This window comes from Siccibacter turicensis LMG 23730, assembly GCF_000463155.2.
Lineage (GTDB): Bacteria > Pseudomonadota > Gammaproteobacteria > Enterobacterales > Enterobacteriaceae > Siccibacter > Siccibacter turicensis.
Map to the genome: position 1 here is coordinate 107,869 of NZ_AWFZ01000028.1, position 25,772 is coordinate 133,640.

Genomic DNA, 25,772 nt, shown 5'->3' on the forward strand with positions numbered 1-25,772 from the left:
GTCGCGTGGCGTCGTATGCAAATGACCACTGCAGCAGTCAGTATAGATGAACGGGTTGAGACAGCAGAAATGAGGGAAGTGGGAAGCACTATAAAGCGGGACCGTACTTCATTGCCGCGCCACACCGCAGCGATAATCATCAGGACGAGCGGCTACAGGCTTACGCCCTTGACTGGCATGACGCTTCATCAGACAGCACGCATGCCGAACGTCCGCCCTCACTCCAGGCGCCCCCCCACACCGTCAACACCACACGATGTAACGCCAGGCCACCCGCGCGCCTCCCCTTTCTCACTCAGAACTGCCTACTATGCTGCCTAAGAAACACGTTTAGTGTAGATATTTTCCGTTTTCCAAGCGTCCTCCTTGAGGACGTTCTAATGGTCGATGTTGGTGATACAGAAAACCACATCTGGAGGTATCAGAAATCGACTTAAATACTATCCGGCCGCAAAATGCCAAAAACATTATTATAAACTACTTTTTCCCCGAAACAGTATAATAATAATATATTTCAGATAGTTAACAACCAAAAATGATTTCCGCACGGTTGACCATCAAACAACATCAAGGATTGATTCAAGCCTTAGTTTTGCTTGACTGGACAGGCGTCTAATGCAAAGCGAACGGGTCATTTCTTGTATCTTGTTATCACTATCAATACTCAGGGCCAGTGCGCGTAGCTCCTCGCAGGGGATCGCGTCAACCTGGCGGATATCGTTATCAGTGGCAGGCAAACGAAACGTATTCCAGTCAGCACGTTGCGCTGCAGACAGCCAGACGAAGTCCTCACCCGAGAGATCTGTTGCAAGGTGATAGTGTTGATCAACAATTTCCATTACGCGTTCACGTATCAATCTGCCGGCGCGAGTGAAGCCATGTATACGTGCTATGCGTTGCACAAGCGTAGTTTCCAGAATGGGTGATTCATTTGTCACCACCGCTTCAATGAGCGTTTTAAGTGTCGCATCATATTCAGCTATATAGAATTGTCCTGCATCTGCCCTGCCGTGCCATTCCTGAAGATCGTTGACGATATACTTACCAGCGTGTGCAGGCTTGCCGTTGTCCTGTGAAGCTGAAGATGCATACTTGAGCTCAGTGACATCATCATCTTCACTTACTTTGGCATGAAGCGGGCTGATAGTGGTTACTGACGCAGATATTTCCTCATCATTAGCGACAGATGTATTGTCAGAAACCAGTATGTCTTCATTGGCATCATTAGTTGAGGTTGCGATGACTGGCACAATCTGCTTTTGTTTTTCTGCTTCAGCAAGCAGTGTAGCTTCCGTTATTCTTGATTCTTCATGCAGGCGACGTATTGCTATATCCAGCCGGTCAAGTGCACCTTCTTTATCAATCCACCATTCTGTTGACCAAAGGCGCAGTAATTTCCAGCCCAAGCCCTGCAGGATAGCGCTGCGGACTTTATCGCGATCGCGTGCTGTTGCTGCACTATGGTAAGTTGCACCGTCACATTCAACACCGACAAGATAGTCTCCAGGCTTATCCGGATGAACGATCCCCAAATCAATACGGAAACGAGATACTCCAATTTGTGGGACAACATGCCACCCCTTTCTTCTTAGGCCATTTGCCACCGCTTCTTCAAATGGTGAATCATACCCGCCTACAGATCCCCGTACTGCCTGCGCAAGAGCCACTGGACCGCGCTGTGCGAATTCAATGAAATGTTTGAGGTCAGCAACCGCGCGTGCGCTGGTACGATTAAGATCGATAAAGGAAGGGTCGAACGAGCTGAAGACCATCATTTCCTGTCGTGCGCGCGTGACGGCAACATTCAGCCGGCGCCAGCCTCCCTCACGATTAAGAGGCCCAAAATTCATCGACATCGTATTTGCGCCTGGCTCAGTCGGTCCGTACCCAATACAGAGCATGATCAAATCGCGCTCATCTCCCTGAACCGTTTCGAGGTTTTTAACCACAACAGGTTCTTCCATTTCAGACTGGAAGAAGGGCTCAATTTCCGGATATTGTTGTCTGGCACGGTCAAGAAGGTCGCTGACCAGTTTCTGCTGTTCGGTATTCAGCGTGATAATGCCTATCGATTTGCCTGACGCAATGAAGTCTTTATCAGTCAATCTCTTCACCGTTTCAGCAACTATTGCTTCTGCCTCGGCCTGATTATGACGTCCTTTGCCTTTAGAGTAGACGCCTGCGACCTTGCACCACTGAACCGCGCTTTGCTTTGTTTCCGAAGCAGGGAAAGTAATCAGATTACTGTCATAGTAACGATGGTTAGAGAAGGTAATTAGGCTTTCATGACGGCTCCGGTAATGCCAGCTCAGGCTGTGGTTATAAAGGCCGGCAGCAAGACACTCATCCAGAATGCTTTCCATATCTTCTTCTGTATCATCGTCTGTGTCATTAGCTGCACGATTAAAGAAGCTGGTAGGCGGCATCTGGCGGGGATCGCCGGCGATTACCACCTGTTTGCCACGCGCCATAGTGCCGATAGCATCCCACGGGGTAATTTGCGATGCTTCATCGAAAATTACCAAGTCAAACAAAGCTTGATCCGAGGGCAGGAACTGGGCAACTGAAAGCGGACTCATCAGCATGCAGGGAGCAAGTTTGGCCATGGCATCCCCCATTTCCGCTGCCATCAGGCGTACCGGCTTATGACGACGGGACTTCTGTAATTCATGTTTGAGTAGGGCAAACCCTCCCTGCTTACTGACCTCATTTTTTGCAGGAATGGCGCCACATAAGCGGGCACGGATGTAACGCACCGTCAATTTGGCCAAACGATCGGTTTGAGTACGGTATGCCTGAATATCACTCATATGCTCAGCCGGCACAAAATTGTGCAGCAGCGGTTCTGAATCGATCATCCAAGATGCAAACCAGCGGCAATAGGCAGTTTCAAAAATCTCTGCAGCGCTTACGTCTCCTGAGTCAAGATGGACCAGCGCGTTTATCACGGGCTGCAGGCCATGAGAAATTGCTTCTTCACGCACACGACTCCAGTCACTCCAGGCTTTAAGAGCGGACTGATGTTTCAGGATATTGAGTGCGCAGTCACGCAGAGCCGTGAGCGATGGTTTGTCATCAGATGGTTTTATCAGATTGCAGAAACGAACCTGCGATTCATTGAAATCGGCAACTGCTATGTGCAATCTCCGGGTCAGGGTGGAGATGACACCCTGAGGACCGAGAAGATCGTTGGCATCAATAATAAGGGTTTTTACCGCAGTGCGGATCCCAGCCAGTTGCTGTGGCGAAGAAGCAAAACCACCCAGCGCAGTGCGGATAGATTCGGCGAGTTGCAGAGTGGCCTGCAACTGCGCAGCGTTGGTATCCAATCCAATCCATCCCGGCAGGGATGTAGTGACAGAATTAAGCTCAGTCAGGCGTTGCAGCAATGTCTGCAAAGTTTCTGCGATGGGGAGATCAACGGATAAATCGGGGGCAGACGTCAGCGATTGTTGCCGGATAACTTCACTAATTATTCTCTTGCGGGCACTGGTAGCAAAGAACCAGAATTTTTTGTCGGCGACTTCAAGTGCATTTCTGATGTGTGGGACATTGATGTGCTGCCAGCTGTTACCGGGATAAGTAACGGACAGATGAGCCTTAGTCGTTTCGATCTCCATCAAGAGGTGAACGGCTTTATACGCTGATTCTATACGGTTCGTGGCATCCGGTGCGAACATGAAGCTTAGATCAATGCCATAAGCTTTTGACAATAACTCACAAAATGAGGTTAATTGCGACAGCCTCTCAGGTTCGGTAGAGTCCACAGTGACTCCCGTCGCCTTAACTAATTCCTCGGTAGCGTTTTCAAGACGATCAATGGCTATTGGCAATGCGTTTGCTTCAACAATTAGAGAGGATTGCCATCCATTGGTCCAATCAGACTGAGTGATGAGGTCAAAATGGTCGCCGTACTGTTTCCAGGCATCACGGTTCAGTTCAAGCCGTTTTACTATCTCTCTGAACTGCGTCATCTCTGCAGAAGAATGCAAAGTCGATGCAGGCCAAGTAAAGTGCGGTGTGGCGCTACTGGCATCCCTGATAACCCTGCCCATTGCCTGATGTAGCGTTAAGCCATTTGGCCAGCGCAGATGTAGCAAACGGACAACCTCATTGAGTTTGTCACGCAGGTGCTGCACCTTGGCCGCTTCTTCCTCCCACTCTGTGGTGGTCAATAGATCACGCGCATCCCATGCCCGCTCAAGCTGTTTGAGAAAATCCATCTTGGACGTTTTGCTCGAGTGCAGTTCCAGACAAAATTCACCGAGGCCCTGGGCCTCAAGCCTGCGGTAGACCACTTCAAGTGCCGCTTTCTTCTCGGCTACAAAAAGTACGCGCCTGCCTAGGGCAAGGTTATGTGCAATCATGTTGGCTATGGTTTGCGACTTACCAGTTCCGGGTGGTCCATCCAGAACAAAATCCCTGCCTTTTGCAGATGCAACAACGGCAGCAACTTGAGAGGAATCGGCTGGCAACGGCAGGAAAAGGTCTTGGGTATTAACGTTATCATCGAGTTGCTCAACGTTGATGACTTCGCCGCTCTGATCCAGAACGGCATTTTCTTGGCCGCGTTCGATCAGATACTTTACCAGCGCACTTTGCATAAGCTGCGGCGCACGATCGATGAGATCTTTCCACATCAGATATTTGGCAAATGAGAAGGTACCAATCACGACTTCACGGGTGACTTCGAAACCGGGAATATCGCGCACAGCGCGCCGTACTATATTCCAGATGCCATCCACATCAACACCACTTTCATCCGTCGGCAGATCGCCATCAAGGCCATTGATTGTCAGAGCAAAGTCATTATGTAGCAGCTCAAGCAGTGTAAGGTTGAAGCGAGGCTCTTCTTCAAGTAAACGCATAGTAACGCCCGAAAGCGCACTTTTTCGGTCAAGCTGAATCGGTAGCAGTATTAGTGGGGCGGAGTAACTTTTGGAGTCATCAGAGGATTTTTTCCATTTTAGGAAGCCAATAGCGAGGAAAAGGGTATTGGCCCCACCTTCCTCAAGATCACTTTTCGATTTTCGATAGAGATCTATAAGGGATGACTCCAGGCGGTATTTTTCCATTGAGGAGACCACTTCTCCACGTTCCAGCGCAACCTGTGCATATTCTTCGCGCAAGTTCTCGTTTGTAAGCTGCTGATAAAGCTCGGCATCGCGACCGCCACTTTCGAGATCAGGGAGCGGGACAATGCGAATGCGTTTCCCTTCAGCCAGTTTATCTTCAAGATAGCCCGGATTCGCACAAATCAAACGAATACCCTTAGCGCTTTCAGGCAAATGCAATAGGCGGTTACGGGTTGTTAAATCCAGAAGTTTTCGTTGCCACTGTACCAGCCGCCCCCCGGCTTCTTTTTCGCCAGTAGTCTCTATATCGATGTCAAAATCAGGGAGAGAAGGAGCGTCCTCAAACCCATGCAAAGTAACCTCACCGGAATCCGGTTGGTCTTCCAGGCGGGTAACACCCAGAGCCAGTGGCCGGATTCTCTGCATCCGCGCGCGACGGGAATCAATGGCTGCGTGAAAAACATCCTCGTTAAGATGCTTTAACGCCTCATCAGATGCCTGTGTAAATGAAGGCGGGTGAGCTCTGGTCGCGAGTGTTGTCTCAAATACAACCATTTCTTTCAGGTCAACACGTTTGCGCACAGCTGTGACGTCTTCTGTCACTAGCTGCGAAAATTCCTGAGGTTGTAACCAGACACCGGCAAATGCATGACCTTCGCTAAGCATTAGCAGTGAATTCAAACCAAGTTGTTCCAGTGCAGAAGCAAACAATAAGGTTGTATCCAGACAGGTTGCGACTCTTCCTTCCAGGATGGCACCTGGCGTGCGAATTTTCTGTCCATTGCGTTCAAAACTGGCTGGGGGAAGGGCATAACTGATATTAAGGTTGCAGACCGCAGTCCAGAGAGCTGAGGTAACTTCCCAGACACGAGTTCTCGACTTATTTTCATAACCATTAAGAGCGTCATCCTTGCCCGCCCAGCGAAGAACATCAGAGGTTGCCTTGAGTACACGATCAACCGCCGGATCATTAGGAATGATAAATGAAGGTAGCAATTCAATCATTGCACTGCCGCCCCATTCATTTTTCGCAAGAGCTTCAAGCGGATAATGGGTAATGAAGAGTTCGTCTTCACCCTGGCGCAAACTTAGGGTGACTTCACAGATTACAGTTTCGGTCAGTTCGGCGAGCCATTCGGCATTAAGTTTGATATCCCGATCCCTGATATCTAATGAAGTACCGGGAAGCAGGCGATCGATATTCCATTTTTTTTCTTCGAGCACAGCTGGCGCGGTCCGCAGGTGTAGCGTCAGATCCTGAAATGTCTCTTCAGATTCATTATGCAAGACAAGCTCACGTAACATCGGAACTGCATTCTGGTGTGATGTGAATCCCAGCTTGGGCGCGATACTCACCTGCGCTTTTATACCCATGAAAATAGTTCTCCTTGAGAGGAAATCACTTAAATATGCTCTGTAATGTTGACGACAGGAGGCGCATTGAACAGGAAGGAAGCATCAGCAATTTCATTGCTTTGGCGGCAAGTATCACAATAGGCGCGCAAGTTCAGGAAGCATCATTCGCGGATAAGGTTGAGGCGAAAGGCAGTGATTGTAAAAATCAATGCATACTTCTTCTGTCGTCAAGAGGGCATTCCTAAGAATCGTCTTGATATCTTCCTAACATAAAGTATTAAGAGAACATGATCTATAGATTAAGGCAGCCCAGTATTTTGAAGTGGTTTAGCAATTTTAGAAAATCATATACTTATGATAAATAGGGTTTTTTATTTAATTTAATAATGCTACTGAAAAAAATCACAACAAAAAGAGTCAAAAAGTGGTGATATTCGATATAATATATTGAAAAATTGACTGATGGAAACTGAATATATCCCTTGACTTACCCCTTGCTGTTTAACTGACACCGCTCTTATTTATGCTTTTGTTAAATGCCGAACGTCCGCCCTCACTCCAGGCGGCCCCCCACACCCTTAACGCCAAACTACGTAACGCCCGGCCACCCGCGCCCCCCCCCTTCTCACTCACACACACGGCCCCTTCGCGCACCCGTACATCATGTACAGCGGAAACAGCGGGACAAGCGGTATCAGGGCGATAGCGCCGAGGGTGCTGACGGTTTGGGTTTTATCATTGATCGCCACAACCACGGGTTGCTCCAGCCTGTAAGGCGCAGCCAGCTCCGGGGCGTAAGAGGATGACCAGAATCCGCTGGCTTTAAATACCACCCCGAGGCGATCCCCGTCGATCGGCGTCGCGTGATACTGTTTGACCAGCGTCTCCTGCTGAGTGGCATCCAGCTTGCGCTTATCCATTACCACCAGGTACTCCGCTGTCACTTCATGATTCTCCACCACGAAGTTGACCCGCACGCCGGCGGCCTGCTGGTGAAAGCGGTCATAAAACGTTTTATAGCGCTGGTACTCCTGCGGGACGCCGTTGCGGAAGAAACGGTAACTGTACTTCGCCGAGCTGGCGATGATGCCGGACTCGATCGGTTTGATCGCCACGATGGTATCGGTGGGCGGTAAATTGAGCGCGCTGGTACAACCCACCAGCACCATCCCTGCCAACAGCGATAAGTATTTCAACATTGCAGCCTTTCCTTGTTGAGGTTCTCAGGCATTTACCGCACCGCCTGACGCATAAGTCGTTCTTCTCTATACACCATTTCATTCGTGTTGTAAGCCAGGTTAACCGCCAGTCCTGTCGCCCCTCGTCTTTCCGCCCGCATAATGCTACCTTCAGAAAAAAGCACGCCACTGAGATGAGGCCCTATGGAAAACACGCATTATCAGAACCTTACCCGCACTTTCGCCCGGCTTTCCCACTTCTCGCACCTCTCGGCTATCGCCAGCTGGGACATGTTCGCCATGATGCCGCCGGCGGGCAGCGCCGCGCGCGGGGCCGCTCTGGCGGAGATCGGCGTATTGCAGCATCAGATCCTGACCGACAAGCAGGTCGGCCAGTGGCTTACCGCTGCCGAACAGGAGAACCTGAACGACGTGGAGCGCGCCAACCTGCGCGAGATGCAGCGTCATTATCAGCAGGCGGTGCTGCTGCCGGAGTCGCTGGTGGAAGCCAAAAGCCTGGCGGGCAGCAAGTGCGAACACGCCTGGCGCACCCAGCGTCCGAACAACGACTGGGAGGGGTTCTCGGCCAATCTGAAAGAGGTGGTGAAGCTCAGCCGCGAAGAGGCGCGCCTGCGCGCAGAGGCAAAGGGTGGCTCACGCTATGACGCGCTGCTGGACATCTTCGAGCCGGACATGACCAGCGCCCGCCTCGACGTGCTGTTCGCCGATCTGAAAAGCTGGCTGCCGTCGCTGCTTGAGAAGGTGACCGACAAGCAGGCGTCCGCCAGCCTTATCGCCCCGACCGGGCCGTTCCCGGTGGAGACGCAGCGCGAGCTGGGCCTTGATGCCATGAGGCTGCTGGGGTTCGACTTCGACGCCGGGCGGCTTGACGTCAGCGCCCACCCGTTCTGCGGCGGCGTGCCGGAAGACGTGCGCATTACCACCCGCTATGACGAGCAGGAGCTGTTCAGCGCCCTGTTCGGTGTGGTACACGAGACCGGGCACGCGCGTTATGAGCAGAACCTGCCGCGCGAGTGGCTTGGCCAGCCGGTCGCCCTCGCCCGCTCTACCGCCATTCACGAATCCCAGAGCCTGTTCTTTGAGATGCAGCTCGGGCGCAGCGAAGCGTTCCTGACGCGCCTGCTGCCGCAGATCGTCAGCCGTTTCGGCAACCAGCCGGCGTTTGAGGCGCAGAACTATATCGCCTGGAACCAGCGCGTGAAGCCGGGTTATATCCGCGTCGATGCCGACGAGGTGAGCTACCCGGCGCACATCGTGCTGCGCTATGAAATTGAGCGGGCGCTGATCGACGGTGACATTGAAGTGGAGGACATCCCGGCGCTGTGGGATGAAAAAATGCAGGCGTGGCTGGGGCTTTCCACCAAAGGCAACTATCGCAACGGCTGTATGCAGGATATCCACTGGACTGACGGCGGCTTCGGCTACTTCCCGTCCTACACCCTTGGAGCGATGTACGCCGCGCAGCTGTTCCACGCCGCCCGACGCGCACTGCCAACGCTGGATGACGACATCAGCCGCGGCGACTTCGGTGCGCTGTTCGACTGGCTGCGTCAGAACATCTGGCAGCACGGCAGCCGCTTCTCGACCTCGGCGCTGATTACCAACGCCACCGGCGAGGATCTCAACCCGCGCTACTTCCGCCAGCATTTAGAGGCACGCTACCTCTGATCCCCTGCCGCCGGGGGGCCTCCCCCGGCGCTGTACAATCCGTTACACGCCGATACCAATCACTCACTGAACCCCGTGGTGCATCCCCCTATAGTTGCTTTCAACGGCCCCGCAGTGGGGTTGAAACCAAAACCAATTTGAGGGATTCACCATGAAAAAAGTATTAGCTCTGGTTGTTGCCGCTGCTATGGGTCTGTCTTCCGCCGCGTTCGCTGCCGACACCGCTACCGCACCGGCGTCCGCTACCCAGACGTCCGTGGCCAAGACCACCACCCACCACAAAAAACACGCCGTTGAGCAGAAAGCTCAGGCTGCGAAAAAGCACCACAAAAAAGCGGCGGCGAAGCCTGCCGAGCAGAAACCGGTAGAGCAGAAAGCCCAGGCTGCGAAAAAGCATCACAAAAAAGCGACCGTGACTGAGCAGAAGCCGGCGGCACAGAAAGCCCAGGCTGCCAAAAAACACCATAAGAAACCGGCCCACGCCGCTGCCGCCCCGGCTGCTGCACCTGCTGCCCAGCCAGCTGCATAATCCCCTCGTGAACTGAGTTCGTCTCTGGCGCAGGCAAGGATCAGGCGGTTCATCCCCGGGACCGCCGTGTGCCGCGCCAGAGACGCTTTTTCGGAGGCCGCCCATGTTTCGTCGCCATCAGTTCGAACTGCTTCTGCTACTACTGATCTGCTGCGGTGCCGTGGCGGCCAGTTTCTATCTTTGAGTCGCCGTAGCGCGCTGATTTCATCCCTTTTTTTCCGCGTCCCGTCTATAGTTAAGCCACAGGGTTTACTTTAATAATCATAATTGCCCCCACAGAGAGTGATATGCGTAAAACCGTTGTGATTTTTCTGGGATCGCTTTGCCTGTCCGCCTTTTTTGCCCACGCCGATGACGGCGGCGACAGTGAAATGAGTAGCAGTGACGTGACCACGCTGTTTTTTGGTAAGGACGATCGAACCGCCGTGCAGGACCCGACCGACGCGCCCTGGGACGCTATCGGTCAGCTGGAAACCGCCAGCGGCAACCTCTGCACCGCGACGCTTATCTCCCCGCACCTGGCGCTGACCGCCGGACACTGCCTGCTAAGCCCGCCTGACGGTACGCCCGACCGCGCGGTAGTGCTGCGCTTTGTGGCGCGTAAAGGGGGCTGGCGCTATGAGATTCACGATATTGAAGGCCGGGTGGACGCCTCGCTGGGCCGCCGCCTGAAGCCGGACGGTGACGGCTGGATCGTCCCTTCCTCCGCCGCCCCGTACGATTTTGGCCTGGTGGTGCTGCGCAATCCGCCGTCGGGCATTACCCCCCTGCCGCTGTTTGACGGCTCGCGCAGCGATCTGACCGCGGCCCTGAAGACCCAGCAGCGCCGGGTCACCCAGGCAGGCTATCCGCAGGATCACCTCGACGGCCTCTGGAGCCACCAGAACTGCGTGGTGACCGGCTGGGCGCAGCGCAGCGTGCTCTCCCACCAGTGCGATACGCTGCCCGGCGACAGCGGCTCGCCGCTGATGCTTAGCACCGACAACGGCTGGCAGGTGATTGGCGTACAGAGCTCGGCCCCGGCGGCGAAAGATCGCTACCGCGCCGACAACCGGGCGATTGCCGTCACCGGTTTTCACGGCGAGCTGGAATCCCTCGCCCAGCAGGCTCCTTAACCGTGCTGCTGGCGCAGGCTGCGCAGATCCTCAATCGGCATCGGTTCGCTAAACCAGTAGCCCTGTAGCTGGTCGCAGCCCGCCAGGCGCAGCAGCTTCATCTGCTTTTCATTCTCAATCCCTTCGGCGGTGACCGCCATGCCCAGCGCGCTGGCGATGCGGATGGTGCCGCCCACCAGCGCCGCCGCCTGCTCGTCGGTATCAATCAGCCCGGCCAGCGATTTGTCGATCTTGATGGTGTCAAAGTTAAAGCGCCGCAGATAGCCGATGCTCGAGTAGCCGGTGCCAAAGTCGTCCAGCGCCACCGCGGTGCCCAGCCCTTTCAGGTTGGTGATCGCCGCCCGCGCCCGCTCCGGGTTCTCCAGCACGTAGGTTTCGGTAACTTCCAGCTGCAGACGGTGGGCCGGGAATCCGCTGCCGGTAATCACCCCGGCCACTTTGTTTTCAAACTCCGGGTCACGGAACTGGGCCGGGGAGATATTGACCGACAGCTTCAGATCGCTGAACGGCAGCAGATCGTGGCAGGCGCGGCGCAGCACGAACTGGCCGAGGGCGTAAATCAGCCCGCTGGTTTCCGCGATGCCGATAAACTCATCCGGCGGCAGCGCCCCGGCCGGACGGCGCGGCCAGCGTACCAGCGCCTCCACGCCGATGGTCGCCAGGCTGCGGGCATCGACAATCGGCTGATACCAGACGTCAAACTCATTGCGCAGCAGCCCGTCGCGAATGTCGTTTTCAATGCGCAGCTGGTGCTCGCGGGCGTTGTTCAGCTCGGCATCGTAGTGGGTAATGCGCCCTTTCCCGGTGACCTTGGAGTGATACATCGCAATGTCGGCCCGGCGGAACAGCTCCGAACTGCTGCACTCCGCCAGCGAACCGGAGGCAATCCCGATACTGGCGCCGATATGCAGCGTACGCTCGCCAACCCGCAGCGGCTGATTGAGCGCGTCGAGTACGCCGCCGGCAAACGCCGCGGCCCGCTCCCCGGCATCGCTCCCGCCCAGCGCCAGGGCAAACTCGTCCCCGCCAAGCCGGGCCAGCATGCTGTCCGGGGGCGCCATCGCACGCAGCCGGTTAGCGATCAGCACGATCAGCTTGTCGCCCACCGCGTGACCGTAGATGTCGTTGACGTCCTTAAAGCCGTCGAGATCGATAAACACCATGCAGGTGATGTCGGCCGGGTCGCTCTGGCTTACCGCCTCCAGCCGCTCAATCAGCGCCCGCCGGTTGGGCAGATGGCTGAGCCAGTCGGTCATCGCCAGCTCGCGGGCCAGCTTTTCACCGCGCGCCAGCTTGTAGAGCCCGACGCTGCTCAGGGTGATAAACAGCGCGATCAGCGCCGCCGCCAGCGCAACGATGCGCGCGATGTCATCCGACGCCGCTTTCGCCGCCTGCATTCCCGGCTGGCGCGGTGTCCAGTTGAGATAGCCGAGCGTCTCGCCGGCGGCGCTGTGCAGCGGAATGCCTGACGCGTCAGGCCGGTGGGTGCGCCAGGTCAGATTTTCTATCTGAAAGGTATTGCCCAGATCGTGCAACATCGCGCTATTGAGATGGCGGGTGATCACCAGATAGCGGCGGGTGCGGTCGTTAACCTGCAAACGGCCGTTCATCGGGCGGATCAGGCCGATGCCGACAAACGCTACCCCGGCATCGGTGCGGGTGATGCCGGCATAGATAAACTTGTCGTCGCGCAGCGCCGTCGCGTAGCGATCCACCAGCGCCTGAAAGCCGCTGCCGAGAAAGGTCAGGTCCCGGGCCTGGAACGGCTCGCTGCGAAACGCGCCCCACAGCACGCGGAAGTTCTCGTCCAGCACGAAGGTGCCGTCATAGAGGTTATTGATCTTATCTCCCGCCCCCCAGGTGTTATACAGCCAGCTGTGATCGAGGGTCGGGCGATAGACCTGACGCACCGCGTCATCCCAGACGGCGTTATCGATCACCAGCGCCCACATCTTATTGACCGAGGTCTGCAGCGCTCCCTGCACCGAGAGCGCCGAGCGCTGCTCGTCGATTTCGTTGGTTTTGGCACTGATGAGATTAAGCGAGAGGTAGAGCAGCGCTACGATAGAGAGAGTCAGGCCGATACCGGCCATAAAAATCATAACAAACAGCGCACGCGCGGTGGACACGGTGCGCCAGCTAAACGGTTTATGCATTCGCCGCGCTCTCGCCTGTGGATGTCAATAAGACGTAAGTATGAAACAACTTGTTAACACTTGTGTATTAATAGTACTTCATCGCGGCAATTTCGCCGCCTGGTGAGGCGGCAAATCGTTCAGGCGAGTTTGATCATTACCATGCCGGCCAGCAGCAGCGCCAGGCCAATCCAGCCTTTGCGGTTCAGGCGCTGGCCGAACATCACCCAGCCTGCGGCGATGGTCGCCGCTACCCCGAAGCCGCCCCACAGGGCGTAGGCCACGGAGAGGTCAATGCCCTTCACCGCCTGGGAAAGCGCGCTGAAGGCGGCCAGCACCGCCACCAGCGACAGCGCCCCATAGCCGAGGCGGCGAAAACCGTCGGAGAACTTCAGCAGAATATTGGCGAGAATTTCCAGCGCGATGGCGGCGCCCAGCCACAGCGCGTGCGTCCACTCAAAGGGCGACATGGCGATCTCCCCTGCCGCTGCGCGGCATGCTGCTTCCCGATTTAATCAGCAGAATGCCGGCGATTAGCGTGGCGATGCCGGCGAGTTTCATCCCCGACAGGCTCTCGTCAAACAGCCAGACGCTGAACAGGGTAATCAGCACAATACCGATTCCCTCCCACAAGGCGTATGCCACGCCGAGGGCGATGCGCTTAATGGAAAACGCCAGAAAAATATAGGAGGTGGAAATCATCACCAGCATTAAAATAAAACCGCCGCTGCCGTCGCTGACGCTGGCCCATTTCATAGCCAGTGTGCCGGTAATTTCTGCGACGATCGCCAGACCCAATAATATCCAGTAAAACACGATGCTTCTCCTGAGCGAGAAATAATATACCCAGCGTTTCGTCCGTATTTAAACGGGCCACAGCCAGGCCTTAACGGCAAAAATCAAAGGTGAACAGGAGAGGATACTAAAGCGCGGCGTGCCAGTAGTGCTCGCCACAGGGCGAGAAAACAGAAGGAGGTAGAGCAGATTGGGTAGAAAAGAGCGTCCTGAATTGCTTATCCATATAATTACAAGTTATCCGCGGTGTTGCTTCTCGTCATTGCGGATGAATAATGTCCCCGGTAGTTAAACACGCCTGTTTTTTACCATAAGCCAGGTATTTACTCAAAACATTTTAAATTATTTACGTGGCGTTATCTTTTTGTTAATGCATTAATTAAGGTTGCTTCACGCTTTTTTCATCTAATCCTGCATGCGCATGCAGATAAAGGAAAAATAGTAGCATTATTATGCCGCCAGCCGTTATTATCCTGTTAACAACAATAATCATTATCCGGAGTCATTAATATGGACCAGCTTACCTCGCTGAAAGAACGCTATCCCGGCGCCCACGTCTGGGCGTTCGGCGACTCGCCAGAACTGGCGGATGAACTGCTCAACTACGTGATCCACGGCGACAAGCGCGCCACCTGCAGTGCGGCCAGCGCCTTCAATGAAGAAGGGTTTAAGGTCGTCCCGGGGGACTACCACATCATTTTAAACGGCGCCGGTGAACCGGCCTGCGTCATCCGTACCCACACCCTGCGACTGGTGCGTTACTGCGACGTAACGCCGGAGCTGGCAGCGCTGGAAGGCGAAGGGGATAAAAGCCTCGCCTACTGGCGCGACGGCCACGAAACCTTCTTTACCCGCGCGGGCTGCTTCTCTCCCGACATGGAGCTGATCTTCGACGAGTTTGCGCTTATCGAGACCCTGTCGTGAGTGTCGCCATCGACAGCGAGCTGACGTTCCGCAAGCTCGCTATCTTTATGGCCTTTATGGAGCGCGGCAACATTGCCCGCACCGCCGAGGCGCTGGATATCAGCGCCGTCAGCGTCCATCGCGCGCTGCATACCCTTGAAGAGGGACTGCGCTGCCCGCTGTTCACCCATAAAGGACGCAACCTGGTTCCCCTCCCCGCCGCCTGGACGCTGTTTGAATACAGCAAAGAGGTCACGCAGCTGATGGCGCGCGGGCTGGAGGAGACGCGGCGTATCGCCGGCGTCGGCCAGGGGCGGCTGCGGGTCGGCACGCTCTACTCCCTGACGCTGCAAACCGTTCCGCACCTGATCATGGGCATGAAGCTGCGGCGTCCCGAGCTGGAGATGGATCTCACTATGGGGTCAAACCAGGTGCTGCTCAATAAACTGGAGGATGGCCTGCTGGATGCGATCCTGATTTCAGTGTCGGAAGTGCATATCGACCCGAAGACCCTGGACGTTATCCCCCTGTTTCACGACGATATCTGGCTGGCCGCGCCGCTTGAGCAGGCTAACGTCGAGCGCGACGTGGTGGATCTGCGCGACTACAGCGACCGCAAGTTTGTCTCGCTGGCAGAAGGGTTTGCCACCTACGCGGGCTTTCAGGAAGCGTGCCACGTCGCCGGGTTTGAGCCGGACATCGTGGCGCGGGTAAATGATATTTTCTCGATGCTGAGCCTGGTGCAGGCCGGGGTCGGGCTGTCGCTGGTGCCAGGACGCATGAAAACCCTGTATGAGGACAAGCTCCAGCTGCTGAAGCTGGCGGAGCCGTACCAGATGCGTCAGCAGATTGCGATTGTCTTCGCCCACAACCGCGAGCGCGATCCAAACCTGCTGGCGCTGGCGGCCGAAGGCCGCATGTTCGCCCTGAGCCGCCAGGATAAACCGGCCTGAGTCAGGCCTGCTGGCGCATCCGGTTTGCCAGATGCACCGCCACGTCAATGCCGCTGCGTTCGAGTGAGATGCTCTCCCCCTCCCAGCCCGCCTGCCGCGTCAGGCAGGTCAACACGCCGCCCGGCGGCATTTCGATGGCCAGTCGCCCTTCCCGCTCCCTGGCGGCGATCATCGCCTCCTGCCAGCGCACGGTGCGCGCCATGTTAAATGCCAGATCGTCGGCGATCCTCTCTGGCTGCCACAGCACGCGCGCGCTGCTGCCGCTCAGGTAGGCGCACCTCGGGCGCGTCAGCGTCACCTTATCAAAGGCCCGGGCCAGCTTCTGCGCTGGCTCATTGAGCAGCGCGCAGTGCGACGGCACGCTGACCGCCAGACGGTTCACCTTACTGGCGCCCATCGCCAGCGCCGCCTTGCCCACGGCGGCCATCTGCGCGTCGCTCCCGGCAATCACAATCTGGGTTTCCGCGTTGAGATTGGCGAGGTAGGCCCCGCTGCCCGCCAGCAGTGTTTCAACCTGCGGCTGGCGCAGGCCGACGATCGCCGTCAGCCCGTACCCCTCAGGCCACGCCTGCTCCATCAGATCGCCGCGCAGCGCCACCAGCCTTAACGCATCGTCGTAGGCCAGCGCCCCGGCAATGACCGCCGCCGGATAGGCACCGATCGACAGCCCGCTGACGATATCCGGCGTTACGCCGCGTGCCGCCAGCGCACGTGCGCCCGCCACACCGGCTATCAGCAGCGCCAGCTGCACCGCCCGGGTGTGACGCAGCGCTTCAGGCGTATCGAGGGTCTCCAGTTCGTCGCCCAGCACCTCACGCGCTTCACGCCAGGCGTCGCTGGTTTTCAGGTGTTCCAGCATGCCTGCACGCTGGGTGCCCTGACCGGGAAAGGTCATGACGATTTTCATTTATGCCTCCCTGTGCCAGGGGTCGCTCACCAGACGCGGCCCCTGATTGGTTTTCAGCAGTACCCGCCCGTCCCGCAGCCACTCGTTCAGGGAGAACGCGCCGTTCGGCGTTTCCACCTGGGTATCGGCCCGGCACAGCAGCCGGGCGATCAGCGCCTGCCAGCCGGCAAACTGCGCCGGTTGCAGCGGCGCGGGGGCGCGCAGGGTCAGATCGAGATCGCTGTCGGCGTGCAGCACCGGAATGTCGGTGGCCAGCGCGTAGCCGACGCTGCCGGTAATCCCCCAGGGCCACGGCCAGGCGTGCTGCGCCAGCTGGATGCCAGCCTGCACCGGTGGCTGGGAGACGAACGGCGAATTGAGCAACAGCGCCAGATCGGTCAGGCTCTCCGGCGTGACGCGCCGGGTTACCGCATCGCGCGCCACCCAGCCGGCAGCGCGCTGGTCGCGGCGCAGCCCGCGCACCCCGACCGGCACGTTTTCGCCGTCCACGTCACGTCGCACCACCACCGGCAGGCCGCAGTGCCACTGCGTATTAACCCAGGGGTCGGTAATGCCCTGTAGCGAGGCGCGGTCGCGCAGCCAGAGCAGGTCGTGTGGACGTGGCGTCATCATTACATTCCTGAGGTGAGTGAGATAAACAGCGGCAGCGACAGAATGCTCAGCACCGAGCTCAACAGCAGCACCGCTTCGGCATCCGGGGACTGTACGCCAAACCGGTTACCAAACACCACGCCGAAGAAACCGGCCGCCAGGGCAATCATCAGAATGGCGGTCACGGCGACCGAACCGGACAGGCCGAGCGCCAGCACAATCCCCCAGGCAATCGCCGGCTGGATAAGCAGTTTGGTGAGGGTAGCGGTCACAACCATGGTGTTGATTTGCAGCTTACGGGCAGAGAGGATGACCCCGGTCAGGAACAGCGCGGCGGCGGTGGCGGAGAGCCCCAGCGGCTTGATGGACGCCAGCAGCAAATCCGGCATTTTGATGCCAAAGGCGGACAGCACCACCCCGAGCAGCGGGCCCCAGACAATCGGTTTTTTCACCGAGCGCCACATCAGCACCGGCAGCATCGCCAGCGTCGAGCCGCTGTTCTCACCGGCGGCGCGGGCCTTCTCGCGCTCAAGGATCAGCAGGCAGAACGGGGTCATCAACACCGAACCGCAGGCGATGGAGACTGCCACCGACAACGACGTGGACGGCCCTTCCCCCAGCACGCTGCCGAGGATCGGCAGACCCAGCGCCGCATAGTTCGGCAGCGCCACGGTCAGGGTCAGCACGGCGGCATCCTGCGGTGATTTTTTAAACACGCTGGTGGCGAGGAAATAGATAGCGGCATAGGTGATCCACATCGCCAGTACCAGCACCACAATCAACGGTGACTGCGCAACAATCCCGCTCCACGGGGTCTGCACGGTCGCCGTGAACAGCGCGGCCGGCAGCGCGAAATCCATCACGAAGATATTGAGTAAGGAAACATTCTGGTTATCGACCATTTTTGCCTTCCCGGCCCAGAAGCCAAGAATCATGATGACAAAAATGGGGGCTAGAGCATGAACAATCACGTAAGTCATAAATCACCTGTATGAAAAGAGAAAGTAGCACTGGCGCGATGGGTTGCTCGCCCATCCTCCGGGGACGGACGCCCCGAATGGTGGTGAGCATTTATATTTTTCAGAGGCGGCATCGACAGCGCCGACGCCGCTCCCGGCAGGTTGCTTATTACTTTTCTTACCAGCTGGCGCGCAGGCGTTCGCGGACCAGGGCTGAGCTACGGCGATTCTCCGCACCGAGACGGTTTTTCAGACTGGGATCCTGACGCGCATCGCGCACCGCTTCCACCAGCGTGCGGTTGACGATAGCGAGATCGTCACCGGATGGCGCATCCGGGTTGCTGATGTCCAGCAGCGCCGAAAGCAGCCCCAGGCTGGCATAGTTGTCGATGTCATAGGCCATCGGCGGAATGGTTGCCGCCAGTTTTTCCAGCGCCTCAACGGTACGCAGCGTGATGCGCGCCGCCGACGCTTTACCCATGGCATGCACCTGTACACCGCTGTCGTTAAAGGCAATCAGGCGATTGGCCTGATAACCGTGGGCCAGAAACGCCCCGGACATCGCTTTGCCGACGATCAGGCCAATCACCGGATGCCCGGCCAGACGGGCGCTGGCATACGCCCCCGCCGCCCCGGCCAGCGCCTGGTGGATCCCGAACGCCTCTTCGCGACGCCCGTAAGCCTGGCTTGGGACGTCGATCACCGCGATAATCGGGCGCTTCACCGGCTTATCGGCATCGGCGGCGATCGTTTCCTGCACCACTTTCGCCAGCGTCCAGCCCTCAAGCAGCCCGACTTCACCCTTCGCGGCGCGCGGATAGTGGTTGTTGGCATCCGGTACCACGGCGATAAAACGCGCCGTTTCACCGTTCAGTTCGCCATCCGCGACCTGAACGGAGGGGCACAGACCTGCCATACGTGTTGCGTTGGGTGCCAGTTTTTCCAGCCATAACGCACCCCGGCTTACTGAATCGCTCATCCTTTCACCTCCGGTGCAAAAATCTGTTTGATCTGTTCGGCATCGGCCTGCTGCCGGGTGTCGAATGTGCTCAGGCGATCGAGATACCAGGCATAGTTCTCACTGCGGTGTTGCGCAGGCACGCCTTTGGCAATCGCCTCGTTCATGGCGTTTTTCACGGCGTTCACGCCGTCGCCCACCAGGGCATCCACCAGACCGCTCTGGTAGCGGGTTTCGCCCCCGGTCATGCGCCAGATAAACGGCCGGTCGCGGGAGTCGTACTCCTCAATGCCCGCTTCCTGCTCGATAACCTGTGGGCCGTTAAGGCCGAGGCGCGCTTCGCGGGTCACGATCAGGTAGCTGCACAGCGCGGCGGCGATGGACATCCCGCCGAAGCAGCCAACGGTGCCGGTAATAATCCCGACTACCGGGGTATAGCGACGCAGATCGACAATCGCCGCGTGGATGTCGGCAATGGCCGCCAGCCCCAGGTTGGCCTCCTGCAAACGCACCCCGCCGGTTTCCAGGCACAGTACCGCCTGGGTCGGGATACCGTTGCGGTTATCTTCCGCCGCCAGCTCAAGCGCGGCGGCCATTTTCGCCCCGGAGACTTCACCCATGCTGCCGCCCTGGAAGGTGCCTTCGATAGCAATCACCACCGACGGCTGGCTGTTGATGGTGCCTTTGGCGACCACCATCCCGTCATCGGCCTGCGGGACGATGCCCTGCGCGCCGAGCCACGGGGACATCACGCCCTCGAACGGGTCCAGTAACTCACGGTAGCTGCCGTCATCCAGCAGGGCGTGCGCACGTTCGCGCGCCCGAAGCTCGATAAAACTGCGATCGTTACGCATGCTCCACCTCCTCGAAAACCTGCTCAATGCGAATGCGCGCCACGCCAGGCGTCGCGCCGAAGTCGTGAATAATCATCTGGCCGGACGGCAACCCCTTCTGCAGGGTGAGACGCTCAAACAGCGCGGTCCAGCGCGCCGTGCTGTTATCCACGGAGGTGGTGATATCCACCGTCAGGGTGGATGCGGCGTCGGCGGTGAACAGCACTTCCATATCACCGGAGCCGACGACCCCCGCCAGTGCTTTGCCGCTCAGCGCACGGCTGGCGGGAAATGACAACGTAATGTGTTCCATAACGCCCTCTTAATGTGTTAGTGAGCCGCCTGTGGCAGGCTCGTGCGATCCAGAAACAGCGTGGCGGCGAGCAGGTCGGCGGCCCCGCCCGGCGAGGCGTTGCGCGCCAGCATATCAGCGTCAAGACGCGCCAGCGCCTCGCGACCGGCGGGCTGTGCGGTACCCCCGGCGTTCAGCACGGCACGGGCGCCGCGCTGCATCGCCTCAAGCCCCGCCAGCCCGGCGCGGTTCAGCACGCAGGTGTCGCTCAGCGAGGTCATGATCGCCATCAGCGCATCGAGGCGAGCCTCGGTTTCGGCGGCCCCCCGCGCCCGGCTGGCACGCAGCTGCGGCAGCGCCAGACGGGTCACGTGCGGAAAGCCCTGTTGGGCCTCTTCCCGCGCGCCTGGCACCTGGTAACGGTGCGTGGCGCGCAGCCCTTTGCTGAAGCCTTTAGGAGCCGCGCTGTCCGGAAGCCGCGCCAGCCGGGCAGCGCACACGGTGACAACGTCACCCGAGGCGCTGCCGCCCAGCATGGCGACGGCGCTGACCAGCAGCCCAAGCGCCCAGATAGCGCCGCGATGGGTGTTCACCCCACCGGTGGCCGCCATCATGGCCTGTTCGCCATCGCGTCCCAGCCGCCCGACGGTTTCCCGCAGGGCGATATCGGCCGGACGCTGCCAGCTGTGTTCCGCCATGTATCGAAACGCCGGGGTCAGGCTGTGCGCCGACCGCTCCATCAGGGCCAGCGTCAGGTCGTGATGCGCTCCGCTCCCCCGGCTATCCACCAGACCCGGCTTCGGCGTCAGTCGTGCTTCATCAATCAGACAGGCGGTAGCCACCTGGGCCAGCCAGCCCGCCATCTCGTCGGCGTGAGTCTGTGGAAGGTGTTTCATTACCAGCTCCGGAATTTCGCAGGTGGGTTGTAAAGACCGTCCGACCATTCAACCAGGTCAGCGACGCTGCTGGCGGCGAGCAGCGAACGGGTAGCGTCGGCGCGACGGATCCCCATGTCTTCCGGGTAGACCACTTTGCCGCTGCGGCGCAGCTCGGCAACGCGCGCCGCGTCAATGCCCAGGCCGATATCGGTGATCCCGGCAACCGCTGCGACCATCGCACGGCGCTCTTCGAGACTTTCCGCCCGGTAGAGATAGGCGATCCCCTCCTCGGTCAGCACGTGGGTAACGTCGTCGCCGTAGATCATGACCGGCGCCAGCGGCATCCCGGAGGCTTTCGCCACCTCAACCGCGTCGAGTTTTTCCACGAAGGTCGGTTTTACGCCCGCCTGGAAGGTTTCCACCATCTGCACCACCAGCTTTTTACCGCGCTGCATCGGGTCCGGTTCGGTGATCATGTTCAGCCAGGCTGGAGTGGCGTGGCGACGACCGTGCGGATCGTGGCCCATGTTTGGCGCACCGCCGAAGCCGGAGAGGCGCCCGCGGGTGACGGTGGAGGAGTTGGCGTAGCCGTCAACCTGCAACGTCGAGCCGATAAACATATCCACCGCGTACTGGCCTGCCAGCTGGCAGAAGGCGCGGTTGGAGCGCATCGAACCATCGGCACCGGTAAAGAACACGTCAGGACGGGCGCGGATGTACTCCTCCATTCCCAGTTCACCGCCGAAGCAGTGCACGCTCTCCACCCAGCCACTTTCGATGGCGGGGATCAGGGTCGGATGCGGGTTGAGGGTCCAGTGCTTACAGATTTTGCCCTTCAGCCCCAGCTGTTCGCCGTAGGTCGGCAGCAGCAGCTCGATGGCGGCGGTGTTAAAGCCGATGCCGTGGTTGAGGGACTGCACCTGGTGCTCGGCGTAGATGCCCTTGATGGCCATCATCGCCATCAGGATGTGCTCCTGCTTGATGAGACGCGGGTCGCGGGTAAACAGCGGTTCGATAAAGAACGGCTTGTCCGCCACCACCACGAAATCCACCCACGAACCGGGAATATCGACGCGCGGCAGGTCGTTTTCGTCATCCACCAGCTCATTGACCTGGGCGATAACGATGCCGTCATGGAACGCGGCGGCTTCGACCAGCGCGGGGGTGTCTTCGGTGCTGGCGCCGGTATAGAGATTGCCTTTGCGGTCAGCTTTAAAGCCGGCAATCAGCGCGACGTTGGGTGCCAGATCGACATACAGACGGGAGTAAAGCTCGATGTAGGTGTGGATGGCACCGATTTCCAGCAGGCCATCCTCCAGCAACTGCGAGATGCGCAGGCTCTGGGTACCGGAGAAGGAGAAGTCGAGTTTGCGGGCGATGCCCTTTTCAAAGATATCCAGATGTTCGCTGCGTCCGACGCTCGGCATAATCATATGCAGATCGTGAACTTTTGACGGGTTAACCTCCGCCAGCATGCGGGAGAGAAAATCTGCCTGCTTCTGGTTGTTCCCTTCCAGCACCACGCGGTCGCCGGGGGCGATCAGTTTTTCCAGCATGTCGCTCAGCTGGTCGGTGGGAAGCACCTTACCCTGCACGGGAACCGAGGCGATGCGCCGCTGTTTCTCCGTGCGGCGCGTGTTCCACACACGGGCCGTTTGGTTACCACTCATTATTAACCTCCTGATTTAGCGAATCTTTATGATTTGCTCAATGCTGGAGGTAGTCTGCGCCCGCCGTCCGCGACCATCAATTAAGTTCGCAGGCGAATCATTAGCCTGAGAGTAATAATTGAAATGCAGAAATGCGATATGGATCTCAAAATGTAGAGGTGGACGCCGGTTTGCGAGCCGCGCCGCAGAGCGGGCGCCTCTTGCTTTGTCGGCAACGCGCCTGTGGTATACTTGTTGGATAAATGTACAGGAGGATGTATGAAAAACACCCCGATAAACGCCCCTGACCTTTCCGGTCTGCTGGCAAAAGCGCGCCGTGCGGGCAGCATTCGCTTAACGGGTAATACGCAGGAAGAGCGTCGCCAGCAGTTCATCACAGACGTGCTCGACAGGGATGAGACACAGCCGGTTAAAGGAATTAACCATCATGGGCAGAAGAGAAAAAATTGCGTGCGTTGAAATCAGTACCCTGTTTCATGCCATTTCCCGCGAGTATGGCTTCACCCCTGATGTGGTTTTATCGTATTTCCAGGATATCGACGATCTTATTCAACGATGGGAAAACCACAAATGCGTCTGGGTCTATTCCCAGGGCGAAAAACATCAGCATGGCTGGATTAAAGAATCCCACATTAAAGGCAACGGCGCAGTCGTCCCCCTTTATATCGGACTGCATCACACCCGGCTACTGGATGATGAAACCGAAACCGATCCCCTGCTGATCCTCACTTTTGAAAAGCGCGAAAAACAGTGCCCCGGCTCTGATCGTGCTTGCCATGATCGATCGCGCCGATATGTTTGGTGAAACGGGCAAGAAGAAGCACAACGACTATCAAATGCGCCTTATCCATCAACGCCTGGACGATCTGCTCCACGATACGTTGCGTTCAAAGCACACTTAACACCCCAGGCATTCTTCGAAGCGGTGTTATGACACGGGTTTTACTCAGTAAATGAGGGGGACAAACTCGCGGCCTGCCCCCTTTTTAGTCGCCCTGTTACAGCTTCCCTTCACTGCCGCAGATACGGATTTTCTCCTCGACCACCCGCTTTAACGCCTGCTTGCCCGGCTCCATATACTCGCGCGGATCGTTAGCCTGCGGATGCGCCGTGAAGAATGCTTTTACCGCATCGGCGAAGGCGATTTTCAGCTCGGTGGCGACGTTCACCTTGCAGATGCCGTGCGCTATTGCCTGCTTCACCATCTCTGCCGGGATACCGGAGGCACCGTGCAGCACCAGCGGCACGCTAACCTGGGCGCGGATCTGCGCCAGGCGGGGGAAATCGAGCCTGGGTTCGCCGCGATAGAGCCCGTGGGCGGAGCCAATCGCCACCGCCAGCGAGTCGATGCCGGTGCGGCGCACGAACGCCTGGGCCAGCAGCGGGTCGGTGAACACGCAGGCGTTCTCCGCCACCACCCGCTCATCCTCCTGCCCGCCCAGCGTGCCCAGCTCCGCCTCCACGCTGACGCCATAGCGATGGCATAGCCTTACCACCCCGGCGACCGTCTCAACGTTGTGCTCAAAAGGCAGATGCGAGGCGTCGATCATCACCGAGCGCACGCCGGCTTTGACCTTGAGGTGGATATCCTCCAGCACCTCGTGATGATCAAGATGCAGGGCCAGCGGCAGATCGTAGCGTCGCGCCGCCTGCTGGCAGATAGCGACCAGGTAATCGACCCCGGCGTAGCGCCAGGTGCCGGCGGTACCCGCCAGGATCACCGGGGAGCCCAGCTGCGCCGCGGTCTCGGTAATCGCCTGGACCGTCTCGAGGTTATGCACATTAAACGCCGGTACCGCGTACCCCTCGCGCTGCGCCTTTTGCAGCATGGTATGACTGGAGATGAGATACATCAGCACGCCTCCTGCTGGCTACGGGTGAAATCCAGCATGATTTTGCCGTTCATCGGCTGCCCGCCGAGCGCCGCCACCGCTTCCGCATATCCCTGTGGCCCCGCCTGCACGGCGATCAGCGGTTCAAGATCGATATGGCCGCCGGTAAACAGCGCCGTCGCCTGCTGCCATTCGACGCCCGGCCAGGGGCCGGCGTAGTTCATCCAGCTTCCCAGCAGGCGCAGCTCGCGCCGTAAAATCAGCCCAAAGCTGGCGGCGCTGAGGGTCAGATCGCGGTGCAGCGTGCCGATAAGACCGATTTGCGCCTGCGGACCGGCTATCTCAAGGGCCAGTGCCACGGTCTGCGGGCTGCCCGCCGTCTCCAGGATCAGCTGATCGAAACGCTGCGCGTCCAGCGCGGTATGGATAGCCTCGCCGCTCAGCTCGGCGCTGTTAAAGACCCGGTCAGCGCCCAGCCGTTCGGCCAACGCCAGCCGCTGCGGATTGATATCCACGGCGCTTACCGACGCTGCCCCGAGGGCTTTTGCCGCCTGAAGCGCCAGCAGCCCAATGGTGCCCGCCCCGATAACGATCACGTGCTTGTTGGTGCAGCCCCCCGCCAGCTGCATGGCGTGCAGCCCTACCGTCAGAGGCTCAAAGAAGGCGCCCTCCACCGTCGAGACACCGGCGGGCAGGCGAAACAGGTTACGACGCGGCAGCACGATGAACTCCCGGTTGCCACCGTCGCTGCGCGAGCCAATAAACTGGTAGCGACGGCACTGGGACCACAGCTGGCGGCGGCACTCCTCGCAGGCGAAGCAAGGCTGCAACGGTACGCAGGCCACCCGATCCCCGGCCTGCATATCCTTCACCGCCTCTCCGGTCCGGACGACCTCGCCACAAAACTCATGCCCGAGGGTGATGGGATAAAAATGGGCGCCCTCATGGAAAATACGCGGGATGTCGGACCCGCACAGTCCGGCGCAGCGCACCTTAACCAGTACCTCATCGGCGTTCTGAATCTGAGGCAGCGGCTGTTCTTCAACCGTCACGCAGCCTCCGGCGTGTATCACGACAGATTTCATTGTTAAGACTCCAGTAAAACGGGGGCACGCCCCCGTCGG

The 25,772-nt window shown here is 58.3% G+C and carries 23 protein-coding genes; 8 read left to right on the forward strand and 15 right to left on the reverse strand.

Going from position 1 to position 25,772, the window contains the following annotated elements:
• Positions 1-557 precede the first annotated feature (557 nt).
• Together DW58_RS04960 and DW58_RS04965 are read right to left on the reverse strand one after the other, a co-directional pair.
• A complete protein-coding gene (locus DW58_RS04960) occupies positions 558-6,449 on the reverse strand; it encodes a DUF3320 domain-containing protein (RefSeq protein ID WP_024550354.1) in 5,892 nt (1,963 codons plus the stop codon).
• 611 nt (positions 6,450-7,060) lie between these two features.
• Positions 7,061-7,630: a hypothetical protein gene (locus DW58_RS04965; RefSeq protein WP_024550739.1), complete on the reverse strand. Its 570-nt coding sequence runs from the start codon at positions 7,628-7,630 to the stop codon at positions 7,061-7,063.
• A gap of 183 nt (positions 7,631-7,813) precedes the next feature.
• Here DW58_RS04965 and DW58_RS04970 point away from each other — a divergent pair, with 183 nt between their 5' ends.
• From DW58_RS04970 to DW58_RS04980, 4 genes are all read left to right on the forward strand, one after another.
• The gene (locus tag DW58_RS04970) at positions 7,814-9,298 is read left to right on the forward strand and encodes a carboxypeptidase M32 (RefSeq protein ID WP_024550738.1); all 1,485 of its coding nucleotides are present in this window, start codon (positions 7,814-7,816) and stop codon (positions 9,296-9,298) included.
• A gap of 151 nt (positions 9,299-9,449) precedes the next feature.
• Positions 9,450-9,827 carry an acid resistance repetitive basic protein Asr gene (asr, locus tag DW58_RS20615; RefSeq protein WP_024550737.1) on the forward strand — a complete coding sequence of 126 codons (378 nt, stop codon included), beginning with the start codon at positions 9,450-9,452 and terminating at the stop codon, positions 9,825-9,827.
• 103 nt (positions 9,828-9,930) lie between these two features.
• Positions 9,931-10,011, forward strand: coding sequence for a small membrane protein YdgU (ydgU, locus tag DW58_RS21640; RefSeq protein WP_459565199.1), 81 nt, complete (start codon positions 9,931-9,933; stop codon positions 10,009-10,011).
• Between the two features lie 103 nt (positions 10,012-10,114).
• A complete protein-coding gene (locus DW58_RS04980; RefSeq protein ID WP_024550339.1) occupies positions 10,115-10,942 on the forward strand; it encodes a trypsin-like serine peptidase in 828 nt (275 codons plus the stop codon).
• Here the strand turns inward: DW58_RS04980 and DW58_RS04985 are convergent.
• The 3 genes from DW58_RS04985 to mdtJ all read right to left on the reverse strand — a co-directional run bounded on the left by DW58_RS04985 (position 10,939) and on the right by mdtJ (position 13,896).
• Positions 10,939-13,098 carry a putative bifunctional diguanylate cyclase/phosphodiesterase gene (locus DW58_RS04985; RefSeq protein WP_024550340.1) on the reverse strand — a complete coding sequence of 720 codons (2,160 nt, stop codon included), beginning with the start codon at positions 13,096-13,098 and terminating at the stop codon, positions 10,939-10,941. The genes DW58_RS04980 and DW58_RS04985 overlap by 4 nt on opposite strands.
• 119 nt (positions 13,099-13,217) lie before the next feature.
• The gene (mdtI, locus tag DW58_RS04990; RefSeq protein ID WP_024550341.1) at positions 13,218-13,547 is read right to left on the reverse strand and encodes a multidrug/spermidine efflux SMR transporter subunit MdtI; all 330 of its coding nucleotides are present in this window, start codon (positions 13,545-13,547) and stop codon (positions 13,218-13,220) included.
• On the reverse strand, positions 13,534-13,896 hold the full coding sequence (gene mdtJ / locus DW58_RS04995; protein ID WP_152977156.1) for a multidrug/spermidine efflux SMR transporter subunit MdtJ: 363 nt from the start codon (positions 13,894-13,896) through the stop codon (positions 13,534-13,536). Before mdtJ ends, mdtI begins: the two co-directional genes overlap by 14 nt.
• A 486-nt stretch (positions 13,897-14,382) precedes the next feature.
• On the opposite strand from mdtJ, the gene DW58_RS05000 reads away from it, so the two are divergent.
• Together DW58_RS05000 and DW58_RS05005 are read left to right on the forward strand one after the other, a co-directional pair.
• On the forward strand, positions 14,383-14,796 hold the full coding sequence (locus tag DW58_RS05000; protein ID WP_409371878.1) for an ASCH domain-containing protein: 414 nt from the start codon (positions 14,383-14,385) through the stop codon (positions 14,794-14,796).
• Complete coding sequence (locus DW58_RS05005) at positions 14,793-15,728, forward strand: LysR family transcriptional regulator (protein ID WP_024550344.1); 936 nt, start codon at positions 14,793-14,795, stop codon at positions 15,726-15,728. Before DW58_RS05000 ends, DW58_RS05005 begins: the two co-directional genes overlap by 4 nt.
• 1 nt (position 15,729) lies before the next feature.
• Here the strand turns inward: DW58_RS05005 and mdcH are convergent, their stop codons facing one another.
• The 8 genes from mdcH to mdcA all read right to left on the reverse strand — a co-directional run bounded on the left by mdcH (position 15,730) and on the right by mdcA (position 22,816).
• A complete protein-coding gene (mdcH, locus tag DW58_RS05010; RefSeq protein ID WP_024550345.1) occupies positions 15,730-16,635 on the reverse strand; it encodes a malonate decarboxylase subunit epsilon in 906 nt (301 codons plus the stop codon).
• Positions 16,636-17,244, reverse strand: coding sequence for a malonate decarboxylase holo-ACP synthase (locus tag DW58_RS05015; RefSeq protein ID WP_412778446.1), 609 nt, complete (start codon positions 17,242-17,244; stop codon positions 16,636-16,638).
• Positions 17,245-17,246: 2 nt separating this feature from the next.
• Positions 17,247-18,206 (reverse strand): AEC family transporter, encoded by a 960-nt coding sequence (locus DW58_RS05020; RefSeq protein ID WP_024562684.1) that lies wholly within the window; start codon positions 18,204-18,206, stop codon positions 17,247-17,249.
• Positions 18,207-18,363: 157 nt separating this feature from the next.
• Positions 18,364-19,164 carry a biotin-independent malonate decarboxylase subunit gamma gene (mdcE, locus tag DW58_RS05025; RefSeq protein ID WP_024548080.1) on the reverse strand — a complete coding sequence of 267 codons (801 nt, stop codon included), beginning with the start codon at positions 19,162-19,164 and terminating at the stop codon, positions 18,364-18,366.
• Entirely contained in the window at positions 19,161-19,997 is an 837-nt protein-coding gene (locus DW58_RS05030; RefSeq protein WP_024548081.1) for a biotin-independent malonate decarboxylase subunit beta, read from the reverse strand. The genes mdcE and DW58_RS05030 overlap by 4 nt, the downstream gene beginning before the upstream one ends.
• Positions 19,990-20,289, reverse strand: a complete 300-nt coding sequence (mdcC, locus tag DW58_RS05035) for a malonate decarboxylase acyl carrier protein (protein WP_024548082.1) — start codon at positions 20,287-20,289, stop codon at positions 19,990-19,992. The genes DW58_RS05030 and mdcC overlap by 8 nt, the downstream gene beginning before the upstream one ends.
• A 17-nt stretch (positions 20,290-20,306) precedes the next feature.
• Positions 20,307-21,164: a triphosphoribosyl-dephospho-CoA synthase gene (locus DW58_RS05040; protein WP_024548083.1), complete on the reverse strand. Its 858-nt coding sequence runs from the start codon at positions 21,162-21,164 to the stop codon at positions 20,307-20,309.
• Positions 21,164-22,816, reverse strand: a complete 1,653-nt coding sequence (gene mdcA / locus DW58_RS05045) for a malonate decarboxylase subunit alpha (protein WP_024548084.1) — start codon at positions 22,814-22,816, stop codon at positions 21,164-21,166. Before mdcA ends, DW58_RS05040 begins: the two co-directional genes overlap by 1 nt.
• Before the next feature lie 258 nt (positions 22,817-23,074).
• Between mdcA and DW58_RS05050 the strand changes: the two genes are divergently transcribed.
• The gene (locus DW58_RS05050) at positions 23,075-23,275 is read left to right on the forward strand and encodes a hypothetical protein (protein WP_024548085.1); all 201 of its coding nucleotides are present in this window, start codon (positions 23,075-23,077) and stop codon (positions 23,273-23,275) included.
• Entirely contained in the window at positions 23,244-23,621 is a 378-nt protein-coding gene (locus tag DW58_RS20845; RefSeq protein WP_152525665.1) for a hypothetical protein, read from the forward strand. The genes DW58_RS05050 and DW58_RS20845 overlap by 32 nt, the downstream gene beginning before the upstream one ends.
• Before the next feature lie 193 nt (positions 23,622-23,814).
• On the opposite strand, the gene DW58_RS05055 is transcribed toward DW58_RS20845, so the two are convergent.
• Together DW58_RS05055 and DW58_RS05060 are read right to left on the reverse strand one after the other, a co-directional pair.
• Positions 23,815-24,669 (reverse strand): tagatose bisphosphate family class II aldolase, encoded by an 855-nt coding sequence (locus DW58_RS05055; protein WP_024548086.1) that lies wholly within the window; start codon positions 24,667-24,669, stop codon positions 23,815-23,817.
• Positions 24,669-25,733, reverse strand: a complete 1,065-nt coding sequence (locus DW58_RS05060) for an alcohol dehydrogenase catalytic domain-containing protein (RefSeq protein WP_024548087.1) — start codon at positions 25,731-25,733, stop codon at positions 24,669-24,671. The genes DW58_RS05055 and DW58_RS05060 overlap by 1 nt, the downstream gene beginning before the upstream one ends.
• Positions 25,734-25,772: the final 39 nt, after the last annotated feature.

Coding starts and splice junctions, on each gene's coding strand:
- DW58_RS04960 (WP_024550354.1), bottom strand. CDS start 6,449: ATGGGTATAAAAGCGCAGGTGAGTATCGCGCCCAAGCTGGGATTCACA.
- DW58_RS04965 (WP_024550739.1), bottom strand. CDS start 7,630: ATGTTGAAATACTTATCGCTGTTGGCAGGGATGGTGCTGGTGGGTTGT.
- DW58_RS04970 (WP_024550738.1), top strand. CDS start 7,814: ATGGAAAACACGCATTATCAGAACCTTACCCGCACTTTCGCCCGGCTT.
- asr (WP_024550737.1), top strand. CDS start 9,450: ATGAAAAAAGTATTAGCTCTGGTTGTTGCCGCTGCTATGGGTCTGTCT.
- ydgU (WP_459565199.1), top strand. CDS start 9,931: ATGTTTCGTCGCCATCAGTTCGAACTGCTTCTGCTACTACTGATCTGC.
- DW58_RS04980 (WP_024550339.1), top strand. CDS start 10,115: ATGCGTAAAACCGTTGTGATTTTTCTGGGATCGCTTTGCCTGTCCGCC.
- DW58_RS04985 (WP_024550340.1), bottom strand. CDS start 13,098: ATGCATAAACCGTTTAGCTGGCGCACCGTGTCCACCGCGCGTGCGCTG.
- mdtI (WP_024550341.1), bottom strand. CDS start 13,547: ATGTCGCCCTTTGAGTGGACGCACGCGCTGTGGCTGGGCGCCGCCATC.
- DW58_RS05000 (WP_409371878.1), top strand. CDS start 14,383: ATGGACCAGCTTACCTCGCTGAAAGAACGCTATCCCGGCGCCCACGTC.
- mdcH (WP_024550345.1), bottom strand. CDS start 16,635: ATGAAAATCGTCATGACCTTTCCCGGTCAGGGCACCCAGCGTGCAGGC.
- DW58_RS05015 (WP_412778446.1), bottom strand. CDS start 17,244: ATGACGCCACGTCCACACGACCTGCTCTGGCTGCGCGACCGCGCCTCG.
- DW58_RS05020 (WP_024562684.1), bottom strand. CDS start 18,206: ATGACTTACGTGATTGTTCATGCTCTAGCCCCCATTTTTGTCATCATG.
- mdcE (WP_024548080.1), bottom strand. CDS start 19,164: ATGAGCGATTCAGTAAGCCGGGGTGCGTTATGGCTGGAAAAACTGGCA.
- DW58_RS05030 (WP_024548081.1), bottom strand. CDS start 19,997: ATGCGTAACGATCGCAGTTTTATCGAGCTTCGGGCGCGCGAACGTGCG.
- mdcC (WP_024548082.1), bottom strand. CDS start 20,289: ATGGAACACATTACGTTGTCATTTCCCGCCAGCCGTGCGCTGAGCGGC.
- DW58_RS05040 (WP_024548083.1), bottom strand. CDS start 21,164: ATGAAACACCTTCCACAGACTCACGCCGACGAGATGGCGGGCTGGCTG.
- mdcA (WP_024548084.1), bottom strand. CDS start 22,816: ATGAGTGGTAACCAAACGGCCCGTGTGTGGAACACGCGCCGCACGGAG.
- DW58_RS05050 (WP_024548085.1), top strand. CDS start 23,075: ATGAAAAACACCCCGATAAACGCCCCTGACCTTTCCGGTCTGCTGGCA.
- DW58_RS20845 (WP_152525665.1), top strand. CDS start 23,244: ATGGGCAGAAGAGAAAAAATTGCGTGCGTTGAAATCAGTACCCTGTTT.
- DW58_RS05055 (WP_024548086.1), bottom strand. CDS start 24,669: ATGTATCTCATCTCCAGTCATACCATGCTGCAAAAGGCGCAGCGCGAG.
- DW58_RS05060 (WP_024548087.1), bottom strand. CDS start 25,733: ATGAAATCTGTCGTGATACACGCCGGAGGCTGCGTGACGGTTGAAGAA.